The sequence below is a fragment of the Syntrophomonas sp. DTU019 genome (assembly GCA_913757435.1).
In the GTDB taxonomy this organism is placed as follows: Bacteria; Bacillota; Syntrophomonadia; order Syntrophomonadales; family Syntrophomonadaceae; genus DTU019.
In genome coordinates, this window is the sequence record CAJYDM010000004.1 from 200858 (window position 1) to 218023 (window position 17166).

Annotated in this window: 17 protein-coding genes; 6 read left to right on the forward strand and 11 right to left on the reverse strand. The window is 46.8% G+C overall.

Going from position 1 to position 17166, the window contains the following annotated elements; translation table 11 throughout:
• Positions 1 to 6 precede the first annotated feature (6 nt).
• Positions 7 to 945, reverse strand: a complete 939-nt coding sequence (locus tag AC15IQ_RS11575) for an ABC transporter substrate-binding protein (RefSeq protein ID WP_483179310.1) — start codon at positions 943 to 945, stop codon at positions 7 to 9.
• A 146-nt stretch (positions 946 to 1091) separates the two neighbouring features.
• On the opposite strand from AC15IQ_RS11575, the gene AC15IQ_RS11580 reads away from it, so the two are divergent.
• The 4 genes from AC15IQ_RS11580 (at position 1092) to AC15IQ_RS11595 (ending at position 3931) form a co-directional block, all read left to right on the forward strand.
• Entirely contained in the window at positions 1092 to 1328 is a 237-nt protein-coding gene (locus tag AC15IQ_RS11580; protein ID WP_483179311.1) for a DUF896 domain-containing protein, read from the forward strand.
• A 781-nt stretch (positions 1329 to 2109) separates the two neighbouring features.
• On the forward strand, positions 2110 to 3039 hold the full coding sequence (locus tag AC15IQ_RS11585; protein ID WP_483179312.1) for a cytidylate kinase family protein: 930 nt from the start codon (positions 2110 to 2112) through the stop codon (positions 3037 to 3039).
• Between the two features lie 5 nt (positions 3040 to 3044).
• On the forward strand, positions 3045 to 3590 hold the full coding sequence (gene hpt, locus AC15IQ_RS11590; RefSeq protein ID WP_483179313.1) for a hypoxanthine phosphoribosyltransferase: 546 nt from the start codon (positions 3045 to 3047) through the stop codon (positions 3588 to 3590).
• 29 nt (positions 3591 to 3619) lie between these two features.
• The gene (locus AC15IQ_RS11595; RefSeq protein WP_483179314.1) at positions 3620 to 3931 is read left to right on the forward strand and encodes a hypothetical protein; all 312 of its coding nucleotides are present in this window, start codon (positions 3620 to 3622) and stop codon (positions 3929 to 3931) included.
• 198 nt (positions 3932 to 4129) lie between these two features.
• On the opposite strand, the gene AC15IQ_RS11600 is transcribed toward AC15IQ_RS11595, so the two are convergent.
• The 3 genes from AC15IQ_RS11600 to AC15IQ_RS11610 all read right to left on the reverse strand — a co-directional run bounded on the left by AC15IQ_RS11600 (position 4130) and on the right by AC15IQ_RS11610 (position 7623).
• Positions 4130 to 5185 (reverse strand): alcohol dehydrogenase, encoded by a 1056-nt coding sequence (locus AC15IQ_RS11600; RefSeq protein ID WP_483179315.1) that lies wholly within the window; start codon positions 5183 to 5185, stop codon positions 4130 to 4132.
• 564 nt (positions 5186 to 5749) lie between these two features.
• Positions 5750 to 6187, reverse strand: a complete 438-nt coding sequence (locus tag AC15IQ_RS11605; RefSeq protein ID WP_483179316.1) for a Na-translocating system protein MpsC family protein — start codon at positions 6185 to 6187, stop codon at positions 5750 to 5752.
• 434 nt (positions 6188 to 6621) lie between these two features.
• A complete protein-coding gene (locus tag AC15IQ_RS11610; RefSeq protein ID WP_483179317.1) occupies positions 6622 to 7623 on the reverse strand; it encodes a DUF4349 domain-containing protein in 1002 nt (333 codons plus the stop codon).
• Between the two features lie 283 nt (positions 7624 to 7906).
• Here AC15IQ_RS11610 and AC15IQ_RS11615 point away from each other — a divergent pair, with 283 nt between their 5' ends.
• Positions 7907 to 9547, forward strand: coding sequence for a transposase (locus AC15IQ_RS11615; protein WP_483179010.1), 1641 nt, complete (start codon positions 7907 to 7909; stop codon positions 9545 to 9547).
• 206 nt (positions 9548 to 9753) lie between these two features.
• Here AC15IQ_RS11615 and AC15IQ_RS11620 read toward each other — a convergent pair whose 3' ends face one another.
• From AC15IQ_RS11620 to AC15IQ_RS11635, 4 genes are read right to left on the reverse strand one after another with little or no spacing between them, the layout of a single operon-like run.
• On the reverse strand, positions 9754 to 10596 hold the full coding sequence (locus tag AC15IQ_RS11620; protein WP_483179318.1) for an energy-coupling factor transporter transmembrane component T family protein: 843 nt from the start codon (positions 10594 to 10596) through the stop codon (positions 9754 to 9756).
• The gene (locus AC15IQ_RS11625; protein ID WP_483179319.1) at positions 10593 to 12131 is read right to left on the reverse strand and encodes an ABC transporter ATP-binding protein; all 1539 of its coding nucleotides are present in this window, start codon (positions 12129 to 12131) and stop codon (positions 10593 to 10595) included. The genes AC15IQ_RS11620 and AC15IQ_RS11625 overlap by 4 nt, the downstream gene beginning before the upstream one ends.
• A gap of 33 nt (positions 12132 to 12164) precedes the next feature.
• Positions 12165 to 13241: an ECF transporter S component gene (locus AC15IQ_RS11630; RefSeq protein WP_483179320.1), complete on the reverse strand. Its 1077-nt coding sequence runs from the start codon at positions 13239 to 13241 to the stop codon at positions 12165 to 12167.
• Between the two features lie 34 nt (positions 13242 to 13275).
• Positions 13276 to 13836, reverse strand: coding sequence for a molybdopterin-dependent oxidoreductase (locus tag AC15IQ_RS11635; protein WP_483179321.1), 561 nt, complete (start codon positions 13834 to 13836; stop codon positions 13276 to 13278).
• An 88-nt stretch (positions 13837 to 13924) separates the two neighbouring features.
• Here AC15IQ_RS11635 and AC15IQ_RS11640 point away from each other — a divergent pair, with 88 nt between their 5' ends.
• A complete protein-coding gene (locus AC15IQ_RS11640; protein WP_483179322.1) occupies positions 13925 to 14074 on the forward strand; it encodes a hypothetical protein in 150 nt (49 codons plus the stop codon).
• 18 nt (positions 14075 to 14092) lie between these two features.
• Here the strand turns inward: AC15IQ_RS11640 and AC15IQ_RS11645 are convergent, their stop codons facing one another.
• The 3 genes from AC15IQ_RS11645 to AC15IQ_RS11655 all read right to left on the reverse strand — a co-directional run bounded on the left by AC15IQ_RS11645 (position 14093) and on the right by AC15IQ_RS11655 (position 17089).
• On the reverse strand, positions 14093 to 15001 hold the full coding sequence (locus tag AC15IQ_RS11645) for an S-layer homology domain-containing protein (protein ID WP_483179323.1): 909 nt from the start codon (positions 14999 to 15001) through the stop codon (positions 14093 to 14095).
• A complete protein-coding gene (locus tag AC15IQ_RS11650; protein ID WP_483179324.1) occupies positions 14958 to 15443 on the reverse strand; it encodes a hypothetical protein in 486 nt (161 codons plus the stop codon). Before AC15IQ_RS11650 ends, AC15IQ_RS11645 begins: the two co-directional genes overlap by 44 nt.
• Before the next feature lie 74 nt (positions 15444 to 15517).
• On the reverse strand, positions 15518 to 17089 hold the full coding sequence (locus tag AC15IQ_RS11655) for a purple acid phosphatase family protein (RefSeq protein ID WP_483179325.1): 1572 nt from the start codon (positions 17087 to 17089) through the stop codon (positions 15518 to 15520).
• Between the last annotated feature and the right edge of the window lie 77 nt (positions 17090 to 17166).

Consider the following 17166-nt stretch of genomic DNA (forward strand, 5'->3'; position numbering starts at 1 on the left):
CGATGCTTACCTCAATACCGAATCATCCACCAGATCGTTATACTGGTGGCTGCCCTTAACAAGGTTTTTGGCCTTCATCCACTGTACCACCTGATCAACAACCTGCTCGTCCGGCCCGGTAGCAGCGGTATACTTGGGCAGGACCAGCGAGTCCCTGATAGCTGCCGGGAATCCCTGGGACTGTATCACAAAGTCCACATAATTCTGCTGCGGTTCGTTCTGCAGGTAGGCCACACTGTCATTGTAGGCACGGAATATGGCCTTGACCGCCTCAGGGTTTTCCTGGAGGCATTTCTCAGTGAATGCTACTACCCCGGGCTTGTTGCCCATTTCATCAGTGCTAGCCAATACTTTGGCCCCGTCGCTGATGGCCACACCCGCTAACGGTTCGGGCAGGATGCAGGCATCGATTTTTCCACCTTGCAGCATTTCCAGCCTGGTAGGCAACGGGGGGATGGCTACTTTATCGATGGCGCTGGGCTCTACCTGGCTAGCGGTCAGCATCTGGTCCACCAGGTACTCCATAATGGTGTTGGTAGAAAGGCCCACTGTCCTGCCCTCAAGCTCCGGTATCGAATTGATGCCGGAGTCCCTTCCTGCCAGAATCTGTATATTGCCATCGTTGCGCGCTACGATTTTCTGTTTGAAGCCGCCTTCATTAGCGAATACCACCGCCAGGACGTCGGTCACCATACCATCCAATTGTCCGCTCTGCATGGCGCTGTCCCGGTCCTGTGCACTCTTGAAATGGATGACATTGACCTGGACACCCTGTTTTTCAAAATAACCGTTTTTCTCCGCGATCATAAAAGGTATCGATTCCACATCAGGCATGACCCCGAAATTGATCACCTTCTGTTCCGGCCCGGCCGATGGTTTATCTGCGCATCCCACCAGATTGAAAGCTATAGCTATTATAACCAGGAATAGCAGCATCCTTTTCATACGGTTACCCCCCACAAGAAATTAAAATCTCTACTTCTCTATTCACGCTGATTTTAATATATAATGCACTATAAAACCATAGATTTTCAGAAACAAAATCGTTAATATGGATAACAAAGGTCAGAATCAAATGTAAGGAGCAAGGCATGATCACTGATGAATTAGTACAGCGCATAAATGAATTGGCTCGCAAAAAGAAAACTGAAGGACTGACACCGGAAGAGCAGGTGGAACAGCAGAAGCTGTACCGCATCTACCTGGACTCGGTGCGCAGCCAACTCACCCAACAGTTGGACGCCGCCGGCATCAAACCCAAAGGCCATGTCTGCAGAAGTGGCTGCGGGTGTCACCACCACCACGGCCCCGCAGGAAAACCGAGTTAAACACATATGGTCAGCTTGATCGCTGTTATAGAAACAGCGTCCCAGTAAGCAGAAAGCCGGGGGATAAACCCCCGGCTCTATAATAAGGAAGCTCCAACGAACCTTTATCAATTTCCTCCTAGCTTCACCTTCCAACTCCCGTTTCCCACTCCCTCTTCCTACAAGTCCTTCATCCGTTCCGTCCTTCCCTACTCATCGTCTACACCAGCTTTACTTCACTTCCGCTCTTACCATCCAAACCCTCTCGGACCGGACCTTTTAGTAATCACTTCGATGTCGTCAGACCTGCTGCACACTACTTTCTGGCTTTCTTCCCGGGTATAGTGAACCCCTTTTGATCCACTGGCACCTGTATTCCGATTTCGTGTCCTGTTTCCATTTTCCGGCTCTGTTAGGATTCCATCTTAGGAATTCCTTGGAGCTTACTTATATAATACATTGCCCCCTGATACTAATCCAGTACCATTTTGAGCCGTATATGCCCCTGTACAGCCAAATTGCCTGTTTTTCCCCCCGCTGCTCGCTGTATCTCACTGTTAATTGTTTTTTAACATTCGCTTAACATAATCATAACAAAACTAATCACGCTGCTCAGCCTGGAATCCACCGCCAAAAAGCCGAAATGCTCACCATGACTTGGTTATCTGTTCTTATTATGGGCATCGCGATCCTGCCATGACCGGTGCATTGACCTCAAATGCATGGTTAGCTGGTATGGCCGGTTAGTGGTATAATACGGGTAATTCGGGGTTATTTTACTGCCGATGACAAGCAGCATGAGGTGATAGATTTGTTAATTACTATCTCTAGACAGACGGGAAGCCTGGGTGAAGAAATAACTGAAGCGTTGGCCAAAAAGATTGATTTACCGATTATCACGCGGGGCATGGTACTTGACCAGTGGTTTAGCGAAGTAGCCAGCAAACATGAACTGCATATGCTCACGGAAAGCCCCGCTTTTTTCCAAACCACTTCCTCCCTGGGAATTAGTTTCGCCGCTCTCCTGGAGAATAGAATTCGCCAATACACCAGTGAGCATTCCGCCATCATCGTAGGTTTAGGTTCACAAATCATATTCGCTCATCACCCAGGTGCATTGCATGTTAAAATCACGGCTCCCCTGGAAGTCAGGATACAGCGGGTGATGCAGACCCACAGCCTGGAGGAGAAGGACGCTGAGCGGTTTCTGGAACTGACTGACCGCAAACACCGCCGCTATATATCAACACTGTACAACCGCGAATGGTCCGACCCGGCATTATATCATCTGGTCTTGAATACCGGTTTTTTAAACGTTGAAGAGGCCGTCTCCCTGTTGGCATACATGGCATACAACCGCCCCGGCGTTATGGATACTTCACCTCAGCCGGATACGGAACAGATTCAGCGCCCGGTGGTTTTCAAGCACCCTTCCGAAGAGGAGTTTGCCACCATATTGGATATGCACGGCATCGAGTGGCAGTACGAACCAACGACCTTCCCCATCAAGTGGGACGCCGAGGGTAACATCACCCAGGCCTTCTCCCCGGATTTCTATCTGCCTCGCTTCGATACCTATATCGAACTGACCACCATGGAGCAAAAATATGTTTCCGAAAAAAAGAAGAAGGTACAGTTGTTAAAGAAGTTGTATCCGGGAACTAATATCAACATAGTATTTAAAAATGACTTTTACAGCCTGGCCAGAAGATTCGGGCTGCGGGAGGAATAATAATAATGACCACGTCCGGTATCGGTAAAATCATCTTTACGGCAGAGCAGATCCAGAAGCGGGTAGCTGAAATCGGTGAGCAGATAACTCGAGATTATAAGGGCCGCGATCTGGTGGTAGTGAGCGTACTGAAAGGCTCACTTTATTTCATGGCTGACCTGACCCGCAGCATAGATTTGCCTCTGGAAGTCGATTTCCTATCTATCGGAGTGTCCGCAGAGCCCAACCACAAGGCCGGGGCAGTCCGTTTCACCAAAGATTTGGATGTAATAATCGAAGAACGAGATGTGCTGCTGGCTGAAGACGTAATCGGCACCGGTTTGACTCTGGGCTATATCTGCCAGCACCTGGAAGCCTCGCGACCGGCCAGTTTGAAGATCTGCACATTATTAGACAATCCTGCCAGGAGGCTATTGCCTATAAATATTGACTACCGCTGTTTTGAAATGCCGGACACTTTCCTGATTGGTTACGGCCTGGATTATCACGAGAAATACCGCAATCTGCCTTACATCGCCGAGTTAATCAAGAACCGCCCCGGTAATCCCTAGAATAGGTGCTGTTAAAGGGGGGAAGCAAAATGTTTCGCTATCTCTTATCATATATAAGGCCAATAGAGATTACCGCTCCCGGCAGAATTGTAGTAATTATTAGAGGGCTGCGATTTGAAGCTGCAACTCGTTATGAGATTCTTATCCAAATACAAGCTAAAGTCAGATCATATCGCCAAATAATGTCACAGGATTTGGTGAATGTAGGTTACTCCTTACCTGCGGGCAACATTCACGGCAAAATGAATCCTCATCTATCACTGTTAAAGAACGATAGTAAGACCCTGATGGCTCTGGAGCAATACCTGATCAATTGCGATGCATGTGATAAGCCAGCATAAAATTACAGCTTGCGCCGCCGATATTTTAGAAGCATAGCACGCCAGAAGGCGCCTCGGTTTTCAAGGCGCCTTCTGGCTTGAACATGAATCCTCTTTTGATAAAGGGGAAATCAGATATCAAATTTAGGCTTTAATGCCATCCGACCGCTGCAAAGCTCCGCAGCTTGGAAGCCCCCACCATCCAATATTGAATAAAACTTATTTCTGATATGGAGTAACGATCCACTTCAGGCAGCCGTCTTTCTTGCCACCAAAGACATCATAGCCCTTCACAATATCATTCAAAGGAGCGCGGTGGGTGCACAAGAAGTTGGTGCTGATCTTGCCTGCCTTGATGAGATTGATTAGCTCGGGGATACGGTTGGCATTGACCAGACCCATGCTGATTTTGATGTTTTTGATCCACAGGGTGTTCATGGCCAGTTCTTGGGGCTTTTCAAACACGCCGATCAGAGATACAACCCCACCTGGTCTTACCGCATCAATGGCCATATCAAAAGTAGGTTTGAAACCGTTGGCTTCGATGGTCCGGTCAGCGCCGCGGCCTCCGGTCATTTCTCTGAGGGCATCGCCAACATTTACATTCAAGGGATTTAGTCCCACATCAGCAATTCCATTCTTGACGGCAAAATCCAGGCGTTCCTGATTGATGTCAACCGCCACCACCTGGGCCGGCCCCCACAGTCTGGCAGTAGTCATGGCACACATGCCAACCGGTCCGCAACCCATAACCGCAACTGTTTCGCCCGGTTCGATACCGGCCTGTTCAGATCCGTAATAACCGGTGGAGAGGATGTCGCCCACGAAGAGCACGTCTTCTTCGGTCAACCCCTCGGGTATACCGAACATACCCAGGTTGGCATGGGGCACCCGTACATACTCGGCCTGGCAGCCATCGATCATGTAGCCGAATATCCAGCTGCCGGTGGTGCAGTGTGAATAAATGCCGCGCACGCAGTAGAAGCATTCGCCGCACTGAGTAACACAAGAAACCGCTACTTTGTCGCCCACTTTAGCATTTCTGACCGCCGGTCCTACTTCTACTACTTCACCCACGAATTCATGACCAATTATTCTTCCCGGCTCCACTTCAGGCATTCCACCGTGCCAAATGTGGATGTCAGTGCCACAGATGGTTGAGGTAGTGACTTTCACTATCGCATCATCGGGCTCGATGATTTTAGGTACAGGAACATCCTCCAGACCTATCTTTTCAGGACCACGATAAACCAGAGCTTTCATTGTATCAGCCATTAAAAAAACCTCCCTTTTCTTTACCGGGGACTTATATCCCTCGGCCTATTCCACCCCTAATACAGTGCAGAAATAATAGAAACCGATGGGTTAAAATGCGCTTGATTGACGCTCGTAACGGAACACATCGGTTTTCTTGGAGCCCCCCACTTCAGGGTTCTCGCAGACCACCAAATTATCAGTTTCAATAAGGTCCAGGCTATGTGATAATTGGCAAAATGCGCACTTTAAGCAGGCTGTATTGCCAATCGCCGCACAAAATAAAAAGCCGATGCGTCAAAATGTGCGCTGTAAGCGCCATAACACATCGGTATTCTTTGAGCCCCCGTAAATGGGTTCTCGTGGACCACCAGTGACCTATTAAATTATCGATTGCCAGACTGACGACTTAGGCCGGCCTTTAGAAGTCATTTCATGTCGATAATCGTCGTACACATAGAAACAAAAACCCGATGGGTTAGACTGCGCCATTATTTGCGCTATAACACATCGGTTTTCTTTGAGCCCCCAATTTCGGGTTCTCGTAGACCACCAATTGATGCAATTCATTAATGGGTGCGATCTTTAATCGACGCTGGATTTTTCAGTCAGAATACGCTCAAAGACCATTACATGCAGCCAGAAGTCGTTCTCTGGCTCAACCTCGTAGGCATGGTGAATGGCCTTAGCCCCCAATACTTGCTCGAAATAGCCTACATTGTCGATGGCATGCTGCTTTACAACCTGCATCCGCGCCGCCCTTACCACCTCTTTTCCTGAAGGAGTCTCAGCTATGTATTTTTCCGGCTCAGTTAAAAAACCTTCGCCGCGTATAATGAGCATATCATCCCAGACAACTATTTTGGTCTTATCGACACCTTTGCCGAGCTTTACTTTGAAGTATTTTTCCATATAGATTTTGAATTCGTGTTGGAGTTGGCGGCGTTCCTGATCATTCAAACACCGGGCAGGCTTGACGGATGACTGGCCTTTGTCTGGCACCAGTTTGATGTTCGCGGACATATTTAATTCCCCCGTTCAATTCATGTTTAAATAAATTTTAAATATGAATGCTTGCCCCTTCAATTCGCTCAAAAAAACAAAACCAATATTTAAAATGCCTTCTTATATCTATCGGCACTCAAATACTGGTCTCCTTCAAGCAACCATCCGGTTTCTCTGTCAGCCACCGTTTTTACCATGTCGTTATTAGATTTATTTTAGAATTAATTATAAGCGATGGATGATTCCTATATATTAAGGATAATACAGTGCCACCCTGGTGTCAATAAGCATATTTCTACAATTGATACCAAATTATTTCCGTATTATAAGGTATTAAATGTTATTCTCCCCAATCGCCTAATTACTACCTATTTCTAATCTTGCAGCTACCAATATTAAGCCGTTACTGTTGATGCCATAGGTTTTCTTCCCGATGGGTGGACACAATACATCTACTTCGGTTCCCGAGAGTGACGCAGCCTTTTGTAAACATACCGGGATAACCATAAAAGCAGCACTAGAACCAGGATCCAGGGCAGGATCACGAATATGGCTATCACCGTATTGCTGGCAAAATCGATCAAACTGTTGAGGCTTGAGATAAGGCCTTGCACGGCTTTGCCCAGAGTTCCCTGCGGGGCTTTTATGGCACCAGGCACGGCCTGCCTGAGGCTGATATCGATAAGGCTGAGCTCAGTGGCATTGCTCAAATATTGCAGACGGCCAGCTAATACCTCGATCTCTCCACGGGTCTTGCCCAGTTCGTTCTCAATACTGATAATGTCATTAATGGTATTGGCTTTGGCTAACAAGCCAACCAGGCGGTCTTCCTTGGCCCGCAGAACCTTGAGGCGGGCTTCGGCATCGTAGTATTCTTCAGTTACATCCTGGGCAGACACCACCCTGTCACGGACTTCTCCCAGCCTGGCTATGGAATCCATTATGCTCTCCAGTTTATCCCGGGGCACCTTGACGGACAATTGTGCACTATAGCTTTCCTCATTCCGGCTAATGTGGCTGTTGACCGTATAGCCGCCATTGTCTGTACACAATGCGCTTATCTGTTCCACCGCCTGGGGCACATCCCCCACCCGCATATCCAGCCTGGCGTTTTGAATGATTTTACGAGCCGTTCCTTCAGGCGTTGAAGGTGCAGTAGGGGCAGGTGCCGCCTCCTGACTGGCCGCCCTGTCGCTCACTGCATGATTGCGGGCATCGCCGGACAATTCCTGTTTGGAAGCTCCACATCCGGCTGTACTTAAAGCCAGAAGAATAATTGCAATTACTATAACTGTGGTGGTAATAATTTGGTGGCGCCAACCACCTCTGGTTAGCTGCCTTAAGTCCCCAATTTGCGAACGGTTTATTGAGTCGCTAAAATTAATCAGGGGGTTTTTCCTATAGTCTTCTAGGTGGCATTTATCTTCTTTATGCTGTTCATGTTTTATATCCATAATTTCACCTTTTCCTAAAAAGTAGGGTCTCTAAATAAAAAATAAAAACTAGCGACTAGCTACTTAATAAACTCCTGCTGCAAAATAATACCATGATGACGATCCCTATCTTCCATTACTGTATTGATCGCAATAACTTTCGTTGGTTTAGCCAAATTTGATTCCACTGCAAAAACCCCAAAAATATTGTAAAACAGCAGGATAAACCACTGTGAATATCGAAGTAATAGTTAGATATTTAAAGCAAATAAAAGATAAACTAACTTTAGGGTGGTTTTGCAGTATGTTCCGTAAAAACGATAGTCACTATCAAGATGAACTTTTTAGCCATTACCAGTCCATGAGACCAAGTGTAGCCAAACTACTAAACAAAACCTGGGCACCAGTTTTCTATGAACATGTTTTTTGTAAAATCAACGAAGATCTGTTTGCCCCCATGTATTGTCTTGATACCGGCAGACCCAATGTTCCAGTTAATATACTGATGTCATTAGAGATTATCAAAAACATGTTTGGTTATACTGATCAAGAATTAATCGAGCAGTTCTACTTTAACTTCCAGGTCAATTATGCCCTAGGTATAAGAAACCTGGGTGAGGTTTACCTGGCTGAACGTACCCTTTACGAATTCAGAGAAAGAGTTTATAGGCACATATTAGAGTATCCCGAGCAAGATGAAGTGATTTTCCAACAGTTTGAAATCCTAACCAAGAATTTTATCGAACAAGCCGGGATAAAAACCGATGACCAGCGTATGGATTCTACCTTGATTTCTCCCAATATCAAGAAAGCCGGTAGACTCTCGTTAGCCCTGGATGTATTGGTTCAAGCGGTAAGAGGCATTGCTTCTAACATGCTTTCCGATAATCTCAAACAAGTGTTAAGAGATAGCTTCAGAACTGATTTACTATACAGAACTAGAAATCAGGAACTGGAAAGCAGGTTCCAGAAAGTCCTTAACCTCATGCAAGAGGTAGATAACTTGGCAAATAAGGATCGTAACCTTGCTTCAAAACGAGAAATGGTTCTGCTTAAGCGTTTTCTAGGCGAACAGGCTGCCTTCGATGAATCTAAGGGAATATGGCTCGCCAAGCCCAGTAGTGAAATTGAAAGCGGTTCCCTGCAATCAGCTTATGATAGTGACGCTACCTTCCGTAACAAAGCGGGTAAGAACCATAGCGGCTACGTTTTAAACGTGAGCGAAACCAGTAGCAAAGAAAACCCGATTCAGGTGATTACCGACTTTTCAGTACAACCCAATAACATCAGCGATGTAGAGATGGCTAAGGAGCGCATACCCATCATCAAACAAAGGACGGATGTAAAGGACATCTACTTAGATGGAGGTTACTACGGCCAAGAGGTCATAGAAATGGCAGATGAGCTAGAGGTTAACCTACACTATACAGATATGACCGGACGTAAGGCTCCATCAGATAAACTTTCCACAACCAGTTTTAAGTTTGATGATGATATGAAAATAATCAGTTGTCCCCAGGGCAAGATCCCATTTAGAAGCGATTTCAATCCCGGTTCCAAGACTAGCAGTTGCCACTTCAAACACGAGGATTGCCAAGGATGCCCGAATTTTGATATATGTCCAGTAAAGACCCAGAAGAAAGACCGGATATTACGGGTTAGTTTAAAAACCATCCAGGCTGACCGGGTTAGAGATCAAATACACAATATTGCGGTCAGACGTGAAAACACCAGTTATCGTGCTGGAATCGAAGCAACCAACTCCGCTCTAAAAAGAGGGGAAGATCTGAATAACCTTTACACACGTGGCGTGCTAAAAACTTACTTGGTCACTGCTTACAAAATTATAGCCCGAAATATTAAGCAGTTTTCCCGGATGGCTCTGGGCAAGCTAAGGAAGCCGAAAAGGCCAAAAGCAGGGATATTATGCCCAAATTTAGGTTAACGAACACAAAACCATAGTAATGGAGGTCTAAATTAGCGATCTTCAGTTGAAAAAGAACTTTTTGAGCTATCTGCTCAAGACAATTTTTACTATTGAAAACCCCCATAGGGGTTAAACAACCTGTTTTTGCAGTGGAATCAATTTATATTCTACTAAGATGCCCGAGAATCTCGGCCAAGAGTAAACGGTTTTCAGATAAGCATTTATTAGGCCACCTTATTGCTCATAGCAAGATAAAACAATATAAAACCAAAGGGCACTATGACCAGGGCTATTTTATCTGTAATAGATAGACTCTGGGAATACATATAGCTTCTCTGCGGATAAAGTCCAAAGCCACGGCTTTCCATTGAAATAGCTAAACTGTCCACCTTACTCAATGCGGTTATAACCAATGGTACCAAAAGATATTTGACCGCTTTTATTAGTTTGCCTGGAGATAATCCCTCCATTTCAATCCCCTTCGCCATCTGGGCATTTTTCACCTGCTCTAATTCATAATGAAAAACCGGGATAAAGCGCAATGCGGTTATGAGCATGAACCCGAAACGGTAAGGCAATCCGGCCTGCATCAACGAATAAGTAAGCCGGTTGGGGTCAGTGGTAGCCACAAACAGATAGCTGGAACCGATAATATTAACAAAGCGCAGCATCATACTCAAGCCCCCAAAGAGGCCTTCTGACCAGATGGACAAATTGAGCGGCCCCATATCTGCCTGCCATAGCAATCTGCCTTCTTGGATAACCAAAACCTGGATAATAAGTATAAACAATCCGAAGACCATGATAAAACGCAGCTTACGATAGAAAAAAGCCAGGCCTAAGCCAGCCAGACCGTAAAAAACCAGCATAATGGCGAATAAAATTAATCCTCCCACCCAGGTGGGCACCCCAAAAACAGTCAAGCTAAAGCTTAAGAGCATGACCAGTTTTACCAGGGGATGCAGTCTATGCACCCAAGAGCTGTTTTCTACGTAGGTTAGCCCGGGTAAAAATCCTTTGATAATTGATGTGGTCCGTTTTTGGAAGGCATTATGGTAAGAACTCATATCAGGTTACCTTCTTTGCTTACGGAATGGAATGTATGGCTGGATGGCAAATATTCTTCCATCCCCATCTGTGCGAGCAAGGCCAAGGCTTCGTTTACCGGTCTATCAATGACCAGTTTCCCCTTGTCCAGGAAAAGCACCCTATCGCAATTGGCAGCCACCACATCAGGTTCATGGCAAACCATAAGGGTTATCCCACCCCGGTCGCGGTGTTCCTGTATGGCAGCCATCAAGAGGTCAAGCCGGTCGCTGTCCTGCCCCACCAGGGGCTCATCCAGGAGCAATATGCCCGGTCTGTAAGCCAGGATAGATACCAGAGTAAGCCGCTTCTTTTCCCCCAGGCTCAAGGTAAATGGATTATTTTGCTTATAAGGCCACAAATCAAAAAATTTCAGATAGTGATCTACTCTCGATGCTATCTCCTGCTCAGAATTCTGGCTCAAATTGAGTGAAGCCAGTTGGGCTTCTTTAGCAACCGTATTTTCAAAAATCTGGTGGTTGGGGTTTTGAAAGGCCAGCCCCATATCCCGGGCACGCCGGGCAACCTTTAGCCTAGATATATCCTGGCCCTGAAACTCGATAGAGCCTTGATGTGCTTTAAGAATTCCCAGGAGGACCAGTAAAAGAGTAGTCTTGCCGCTGCCGTTATTGCCCATAATGGCGATAGTCTCGCCGGCATAAGCGGCAGAGCTTATTCCCGCCAGAATATCTCGCCCTTCATAACCGGCTCTGAGGTTTTTAACCGATAAAAGGGGTTTACCCTGGTCCTTCTTTACAAGCTTTGGCGTTTTTCCCGCTTGCAAACCGGTCTTATTTTTAATCGGGAGGTATTTCCTATGTGACTCAACCGAAGTGCTTTCCCCGACAATTTTGCCATTCTGCATTATTAATAACCGGTCTGTAATGGATACCAGTCTCTCCAGGCGATGTTCAATAACAATAATAGAAATATTCTGTTTTCGCAATTGTTTTAAAGTTTCCAATACTTCTGCAGTACAGAAAGGGTCCAGGTTGGCGGTCGGTTCATCCAGGATAAGCAATAGAGGATTCATGGCCAACACAGAAGCAATGGCCACTCTTTGTTTCTCGCCCCCGGAAAGAGTATGAACCGGCCTATCCATAAGTTCCAGAGCTCCCACAGCTTGCAGGGCATAATTGATGCGTTCCTGAATCTCCTCAGCTGGTACACACAGGTTTTCTGGTCCGAAGGCTATCTCATCCCTTACGGTAAGGGTACAAAGCTGGGCTTCCGGGTCCTGCTGCACCAGACCCACAATTCCAGAAAGACCACCGGCCGGATAATCTCTGGTATTTCTGCCTTGTATACTAACCGATCCTTCCATTCTGCCAGGATAGGCGTATGGGATAAAACCGGCCAGGCATAAGGCCAGGGTTGATTTGCCACAACCGCTGGGGCCGGTGATGGTTACAAACTCGCCCGGGTATATCTGCAGATCAATGTCTTGCAGTGCCAAAGCAGCAGATCCGCTATAAGTAAAAGATAGTTTCTGAATGTCAACCACCGGCTCTGCCAAAATCGAAATAACCCCTTTCAGACCACAAACCACCTACTCTACAACCATCCGGTTAACCAGCTTTACCCAATGTCCCCCTTCATAATTACCGGCAATCAGGCGCAGCATATCATTTTCCTTAATCAGCACCATTTGATCATCATTCAACACCTTCGGCAGATCAAATTCCACTTCATAGCCATCACTGGCCATCACTCTGAGCTTTTGAGCCCCATCCAGAGGCCTGGCTTCGGCAATGATGATCTTTAAGGGGATGCCGGTATACTCCTGGGGCGGAATGTGGCTTACCTGCCCGATCAATTCGGCAGTAATGGTGGTTTCGTGCTGCTCAAAATAAGAAAGTTGAAATGAAAGCGGATTAGCCACGGCTCCTTCCACCTGGCAGCGCGGCCCTGTCCAGGGAGGCTCATATATGACCGCATAATAGTAAACCGCTCCCATAGCCAGCAGAGCCATCAAAACCCCGGTTATGGCAATCTTGACAGATGGCCGGGTTTTGGCCCTGGTACCAGTGGCTGCGGTTGCTGCAGCCATCTCTTCCTCCGCTATAGAGCTGCGAAATGGCCTGGCCTGCAGTATTATCTCCAATACGCTGTGCCCCAGACTTCCCGCCAGAAGGACGCCAGAAACAAAGGCCAACAAGCCTATAAACAATATATAAGCAATAGGCGCATGGGAAAAGTAGAGCAGTTGAAAAACAAATACATTGGACGCAGCCGCAACTCCCCCGGCAAGTGCGTAACTCACCAAATTGTGCCGCCTGAAAACCAGGAGCACAGCATCCACCAACAAGCCCTGCGTAAATGAAACCAGAATGATAGCTACCCCATGGGTGCTGCCGGTTAAAAGCTCAATTATTCCCTTGAGCAGACCGGCGACAGTAGCAGCGCCGGGCTTTCTTATCAGTCCTGCCGCTAAAATGAACCAAAACACATGCAAACCCGATACAAACTGACCCGCACCAAAAGGAACCCCGAAAAGGCGGTTTAAAAGATTACCCAGATAACCGATATAGGTGCTCATTACCCCGCCAATCCCGCTTAGTATAGCGATAATCAGCAGCTCCCGGTTGCCGAGGTAGTATTTTCTGCGTCTTATTTTCTCTTCCATAACCAAGCCTCCGCTCAAAGCAGCCTTTACTCTTCTAATCAATACGGATAGTCTTTACATAACGAACCCAGTACGGTTTGTTCACATCACCTGGCTGACGCTGCCCAACCACCAACTGTAAAGGGCTGCCCATCTCTGAGTTCAGTTCCCTGCCGTTTTCCTCCCAGGCCAGGATAATTTTTAACCTGGATTCCGGGTTTTGTTCATCAATATAATCCTCTCTCATAATCTCTTCCAGCGAGTATTCAACCCTATAATCGTCCTCGGCGATAATGGTGACCCTGGAGGCATTAGCCTTCAATGCTACTTTTTCATTTAAGATATATCCTATCCAGATACCTTTAAAATGGGAATATCCCTTCGTCCCGTAGGAATTGATCCCGAAATAATCGGCTTCAACTATGCCATCTGGCATGGATTTCAATTCATCCAATGTGAAGGATACCTTATCTTCAACCGCATCCCCTTCAATAACAAGCAGACCAGAAGGGGTTTTCTCTTTAGAAGCACATCCCAACCCTGAGGTACAAATAAATAAAAGAAGCATTATCAAAATGGTTATGGTTCTTCTTTTATGCCATTCAATATTACCCATGCCGACTGCCTCCTGTTTGAAGATAAAAAGAACCAAGGCAGGCAAAAACAAACTGATCTGCCCATAAAACAATATTTCTTACCACTATATGCGTTTTGATGAAAGCCTGATTAAAACAGGTATACAGGCGGAGCAGTATAAAAACCAACTCCGCCTGGCCGCTTTTTCTTATATAATAGCTGTTAATCTCCTGCAAAGCATTGACAATAAACCTGCCTCTGCCCGGTCATTTCTCTAACCGGGCTGTATTAATCCCCTACAGAGCCCTAACAATAACCGTTACCGCCTCAGCACGGGTAGCTTTGCCCTGGGGGCGGACGCTGTTATCCGGATATCCAGTAATAATCCCGTTTTGTACCACAGTAGCCATGGCTTGCTGTGCCCAGCTGGAAATGCTCTGGCTGTCAACGAAGGTAAGCTCGGCTGATGTCGGAGTCAATTGGGCAGCTTTCATTATCATGACCGCCATTTGCTCACGGGTAATAGTATCATCTGGCCCGAAGGTATTCTCATCATAGCCATTTACAATCCCATAGGAGGCTGCGGTAGAGATCGAATCCTTGGCCCAATGCAGGCTCGTATCTGCGAAGGTATAGCCGGATTTAGGCTCCAGTGCAATTGCCTTTACCAGGATGGTAACAAATTCAGCCCGGGTGATATTGTTATCAGGCTTGAAGGTCCCATCCGGATAACCGCCGATAGCCCCCAGTGCCACCAGTTCCCGGATATTGTTTTCCGCCCAGTGGCCGGAAATGTCGGTCAGGGTTCCCGGCTGAGCCTTTGTCTGTACAAATACCGCAAACTTGGTAAAGTGATCCACCTCTACGGTTATGGTATTGCCCTTCACAGTGCCGCCAAGGTAAACCCATTCCTGTTTGTTCTGGTCATAATAATAGATGGCCGGAGTCTCGCCGGGCTGAAGCTGACTGGGGTCGAAGCTTAAAGTAATGGTTATTTTCTTCCCGAAGCTGTAGCTATCCATGCCGCCCACCCGGAACTCATATACACTGCCAAGTAACCTGAAGCCCTGAGGTGCGGCAGGAGCTGGAGTCACTTTGGTAATGCTTACTTCAATCTCATCGGTTCCAGCAAGGGCACCAGCTGGAATGTTCACCGAGGCCTCATCTCCGAGGCTGATTGTCCCGCCGGCTTTTGGATTGACCATAGCAGACCCGGTTGTAGAGGTAACCGGTTTCGGTCCCGCGGAACCACCGCCGCCACCGCCGCCACCCCGCCGCCGGGCTGCCGGTGCCGGGGCCTGTCTTTACCTCCAGGTCTTTATTAACAACATCGCCACCCTCACCGGCTACGACAGTTAACGAACCGGAAGCGCCGGTTGGCACTTTAAAGGCTATGCTGTAACTACCGTTCATATTGGCCTTGGTGGCATCAAACACCACTATATTCCCCGCCTCGTCAACTACCTTTAGTGGAACCCAGGCACCTGAGGCAGTTGTACCCGAAGCGGTGATGCTGTCGCCAACCGAAGCCGTAGTTTTACTCAATGACATCGTTATGGTAGGGGTGCTATCTGCCGAGGCAATGGCAGGGAAACACATCAATAAGAGCATGGCAATCTGTAAAAATACTATTATCCTGCGTTTCATCTTAGACCATTCACTCCTTTTTCTTTTAGTCTGGTTGCTCGTCTTATTGGCTTGCCAAATAATTGTAGAAAGCGTCAATCCTGCAGTATCACCGGATTATGGTCAATCGCATTAGTCAACTCATCCACAACATAGATCTTGATCACATCGCCAGTTTCCACATTGAAACCAGCCTGAGCATAATCGAGTTGATCAAAGTCAGCTCTAGTCGAGTTGATCTGAAGCTGGCTGCCATTTCTCCAATGAGAAAAGACCACGGTTTCTTCGCCATCGTGAGCAACTAGCGAAGTAATCATGACCTTAAGCTTCTTAAATCCTGAAACACCGTTTTTTACAGTCAAGGTGCAAATCCCTTCTGGAGTAACCCCAGGGATAAAACCCGTATCAGTCTCATCTGAAATGACCTGGTAATGGGGATCTAGCCCTGGAAGCGAACCTTTATTGAGCGCGTAGGATTCAATCAGTTCACCATCGGCTTTCCTGGAGGTCAAAGTCAAAACATCATCTTTGAGTTGAATTACCTGATAATTGCTGCCGGTCTCCTCTTTAGCTATGTAGGGGAAGCCTTGACCGAGAGCATAAGTTTTGGAACCTGAATTCCCCATCACATAGACTATCCCATAGGAATCGGTGACTACTTCTTCCTCGTAAATGGGATGAGTGCGCATATAGACATGTTGATGGCCTACAAAAACCATATCTACGTGATTTTGCTCAAGTATAGGCACCCAGTGTTCGCGAAGCCCATCATCTATGGTTTTGCTATCATCAAAGTTTTGGTAAGGAGGGTGATGAAAGACTGCAAACTTCCACTCCTTAGTGGTGGTTTGCAAATCCTCTTGCAGCCATTGTTTGACAGTATCGGTGATGACGTTACTAGTATCCAAAACAGCAAAATGCGCATCACCATAATCAAAAGAATAAAAACAATTGCCAAATAAGCCGTGAGGCCCATTATCAGGCAGGGCCAAAAACTCGAAAAACAGCTCGCCGTCGTGGTTACCCCTGGCAGGCATCATTGGTATTCGGGAAAATACCCCGGTTGCTGCACTAAGGAATTCTTCCCATTCAGTATAATTGTTGTCATCATTGGTCAAATCCCCCCCCAATAAGGCAAACTTGATCTGGGGGTTTTCATTATATACCTCACTTAGCATACTCTTCCACCCGGCATATCCTTCTTGAACATCGCCCAGATATAAGAAGTAGAACTCATCCGTAGCGGCAGAGGTTTTGAAAGATAATACCTCGCTCCACGCTTCGTCCCGTCCTACCCGATAGGTATATAGTGTATTAGGTGTAAGTCCAGTAAGCGTAGCTGTGCAGCGGTAATTATCACTTCCGGCAAACGTTGCCAGGACAGCATCGCTTTGGCTGGCAGGTGCAAAATCGCCATTATATTCTGCAGCCTCGATATACTGTACTTTATTGGCATCGTTATGCGGTGTCAGCCAGGTTATGGTCTGGGTCGTAGCCGGATCCTCAGACCAGGTCAGAATAATCTGCTCGGGTCCACCTATTTCCTCAGCCCAAGCAACCGCAGGGGCAAGACCGAAGCAAACTAAGGTCAAGATAAATACAATCAGGCAGCTCATCCTGCTAGCTTCACGCACTTTTGAACTTTTGAAGCCTAATTCAGATATCATATCAGCTGCTCCTTTATTCATATATCTCCAACAGGGAGTGTCGGGCAAAACCTTTCAGCCTAATAGCCTCCAGGTTT

Coding starts and splice junctions, on each gene's coding strand:
- AC15IQ_RS11615 (WP_483179010.1), top strand. CDS start 7,907: ATGTTCCGTAAAAACGATAGTCACTATCAAGATGAACTTTTTAGCCAT.
- AC15IQ_RS11645 (WP_483179323.1), bottom strand. CDS start 15,001: ATGGTCAATCCAAAAGCCGGCGGGACAATCAGCCTCGGAGATGAGGCC.
- AC15IQ_RS11610 (WP_483179317.1), bottom strand. CDS start 7,623: ATGGATATAAAACATGAACAGCATAAAGAAGATAAATGCCACCTAGAA.
- AC15IQ_RS11600 (WP_483179315.1), bottom strand. CDS start 5,185: ATGGCTGATACAATGAAAGCTCTGGTTTATCGTGGTCCTGAAAAGATA.
- AC15IQ_RS11605 (WP_483179316.1), bottom strand. CDS start 6,187: ATGTCCGCGAACATCAAACTGGTGCCAGACAAAGGCCAGTCATCCGTC.
- hpt (WP_483179313.1), top strand. CDS start 3,045: ATGACCACGTCCGGTATCGGTAAAATCATCTTTACGGCAGAGCAGATC.
- AC15IQ_RS11650 (WP_483179324.1), bottom strand. CDS start 15,443: ATGAAACGCAGGATAATAGTATTTTTACAGATTGCCATGCTCTTATTG.
- AC15IQ_RS11575 (WP_483179310.1), bottom strand. CDS start 945: ATGAAAAGGATGCTGCTATTCCTGGTTATAATAGCTATAGCTTTCAAT.
- AC15IQ_RS11620 (WP_483179318.1), bottom strand. CDS start 10,596: ATGAGTTCTTACCATAATGCCTTCCAAAAACGGACCACATCAATTATC.
- AC15IQ_RS11635 (WP_483179321.1), bottom strand. CDS start 13,836: ATGGGTAATATTGAATGGCATAAAAGAAGAACCATAACCATTTTGATA.
- AC15IQ_RS11595 (WP_483179314.1), top strand. CDS start 3,620: ATGTTTCGCTATCTCTTATCATATATAAGGCCAATAGAGATTACCGCT.
- AC15IQ_RS11655 (WP_483179325.1), bottom strand. CDS start 17,089: ATGATATCTGAATTAGGCTTCAAAAGTTCAAAAGTGCGTGAAGCTAGC.
- AC15IQ_RS11580 (WP_483179311.1), top strand. CDS start 1,092: ATGATCACTGATGAATTAGTACAGCGCATAAATGAATTGGCTCGCAAA.
- AC15IQ_RS11640 (WP_483179322.1), top strand. CDS start 13,925: ATGCGTTTTGATGAAAGCCTGATTAAAACAGGTATACAGGCGGAGCAG.
- AC15IQ_RS11630 (WP_483179320.1), bottom strand. CDS start 13,241: ATGGAAGAGAAAATAAGACGCAGAAAATACTACCTCGGCAACCGGGAG.